The sequence below is a fragment of the Claveliimonas monacensis genome, from assembly GCF_014982975.1.
Taxonomy (GTDB): Bacteria; Bacillota; Clostridia; order Lachnospirales; family Lachnospiraceae; genus Claveliimonas; species Claveliimonas monacensis.
Window position 1 is genome coordinate 1 of the sequence record NZ_JADCKL010000029.1, and the last position, 2,673, is coordinate 2,673.

The window sequence follows — 2,673 nt, forward strand, 5'->3', positions numbered from 1 at the left end:
TCTGAATGGGGAAACCCACATGAGCAAACCTCATGTATCCATACGCCAATCCATAACGTATGGAGGGGAACCCGGTGAACTGAAACATCTAAGTAGCCGGAGGAAGAGAAAGAAACATCGATTCCGGGAGTAGCGGCGAGCGAAACCGGAAGAGCCCAAACCGGGGTGCGTGCACCCCGGGGTTCGGACCGCGGAATTGATTTACTGAGAGTAGCAGAATGGTTTTGGGAAAGCCAGCCAGAGAGGGTGAAAGCCCCGTAAGCGAAACTTGAAGTAACATGGCGGTATCCAGAGTAGGTCGAGACACGTGGAACCTTGACTGAAGGCGCGGGGACCACCCCGTAAGGCTAAATACTCCTTAGTGACCGATAGCGCATAGTACTGTGAAGGAAAGGTGAAAAGGACCCCGGGAGGGGAGTGAAAGAGAACCTGAAACCCTGTGTTTACAAGCTGTGGAAGAACTTTACATGTTCAACCGCGTACTTTTTGTAGAACGGTCCGGCGAGTTACGCTGGCTGGCGAGGTTAAGGACTAAAGGTCCGGAGCCGAAGGGAAACCAAGTCTTAATAGGGCGGTAAGTCAGTCGGAGTAGACCCGAAACCGGGTGATCTATCCATGTCCAGGTTGAAGTTGCCGTAAAAGGCAATGGAGGACCGAACCCACATCCGTTGAAAAGGGTGGGGATGAGGTGTGGATAGGGGAGAAATTCCAATCGAACCCGGAGATAGCTGGTTCTCCTCGAAATAGCTTTAGGGCTAGCCTCGTCCAAGTCTTGCGGAGGTAGAGCACTGAATTTCCTAGGGGGCGTCAAAGCTTACCGAAGAATATCAAACTCCGAATGCCGCGTAGATGGTGGACGGGAGTCAGACTACACGAGATAAGTTGGGTAGTCGAAAGGGAAAGAGCCCAGACCTGCAGCTAAGGTCCCAAAGTGTGTGTTAAGTGGAAAAGGATGTGGGATTTCAAAGACAACCAGGATGTTGGCTTAGAAGCAGCCACACATTAAAAGAGTGCGTAATAGCTCACTGGTCGAGAGGTCCTGCGCCGAAAATGTCCGGGGCTGAAACACACCACCGAAGCTCAGGAATTGATCTGATCAATTGGTAGAGGAGCATTGCATACGGGACGAAGCAGTACCGGAAGGAGCTGTGGACTGTATGGAAGAGAGAATGCCGGAATGAGTAGCGAGAGGAAGGTGAGAATCCTTCCGGCCGAATATCCAAGGTTTCCAGAGTAAAGCTGATCTGCTCTGGGTAAGTCGGGACCTAAGGCGAGGCCGAGAGGCGTAGTCGATGGACAACAGGTTGAAATTCCTGTACTACGGTATGACAGAACTGTGGGGACGCAGAAAGAGAGCACTACCGGGAATGGAAAGACCGGGGCAAGCGAGGTAGGAGTCACATAGGCAAATCCGTGTGGCAATCCGAAGACGTGACGCATACCGAACTAAAAGTAGGGAAATGTGTGAGCTGGCTGCCAAGAAAAGCCGCTATTGTTCATACCGTACCCGTACCGTAAACCGACACAGGTGGATGAGGAGAGAATCCTAAGGCCGACGGGAGAAGCATTGTTAAGGAACTCGGCAAAATGACTCCGTAACTTCGGGAGAAGGAGTGCCTGCGCGAGCAGGCCGCAGAGAATTGGCCCAAGCAACTGTTTAGCAAAAACACAGGTCTATGCGAAACCGAAAGGTGAGGTATATGGGCTGACGCCTGCCCGGTGCTGGAAGGTTAAGGGGAGAGGTTAGCGCAAGCGAAGCTTTGAACTTAAGCCCCAGTAAACGGCGGCCGTAACTATAACGGTCCTAAGGTAGCGAAATTCCTTGTCGGGTAAGTTCCGACCCGCACGAAAGGCGTAATGATTTGGGCACTGTCTCGACAATGCACCCGGTGAAATTGAAGTACCAGTGAAGATGCTGGTTACCTGCGCCAGGACGGAAAGACCCCATGGAGCTTTACTCTAGCTTGATACTGGGACTCGGTATTGTATGTACAGGATAGGTGGGAGGCTAAGAAGTAGAGACGCCAGTCTCTATGGAGCCGCTGTTGGGATACCACCCTTGCAGTGCTGGGTTTCTAACCTGCACCCGTGAACCGGGCGGGGGACAATGTCAGGTGGGGAGTTTGACTGGGGCGGTCGCCTCCGAAAGGGTATCGGAGGCGCTCAAAGGTTCCCTCAGAATGGTTGGAAACCATTCGAAGAGTGCAAAGGCAGAAGGGAGCTTGACTGCGACACCGACGGGTGGAGCAGGTACGAAAGTAGGACTTAGTGATCCGGTGGTATAAAGTGGGATTGCCATCGCTCAACGGATAAAAGCTACCCTGGGGATAACAGGCTTATCACTCCCAAGAGTTCACATCGACGGAGTGGTTTGGCACCTCGATGTCGGCTCATCGCATCCTGGGGCTGAAGTAGGTCCCAAGGGTTGGGCTGTTCGCCCATTAAAGCGGTACGCGAGCTGGGTTCAGAACGTCGTGAGACAGTTCGGTCCCTATCCGGCGTGGGCGTAGGATATTTGAGAGGAGCTGTCCTTAGTACGAGAGGACCGGGATGGACTGGCCGCTGGTGTATCTGTTGACTTACCAAGGTCATGGCAGAGTAGCCAAGCCGGGAAGGGATAAACGCTGAAGGCATCTAAGCGTGAAGCCCCCCTCAAGATGAGATATCCCTACG

The 2,673-nt window shown here is 52.9% G+C and carries 1 rRNA gene; it reads left to right on the forward strand.

From position 1 onward, the window contains the following. Window positions 1-2,673: ribosomal RNA gene (locus INF30_RS14505) — 23S ribosomal RNA — on the forward strand; the annotation flags it as partial.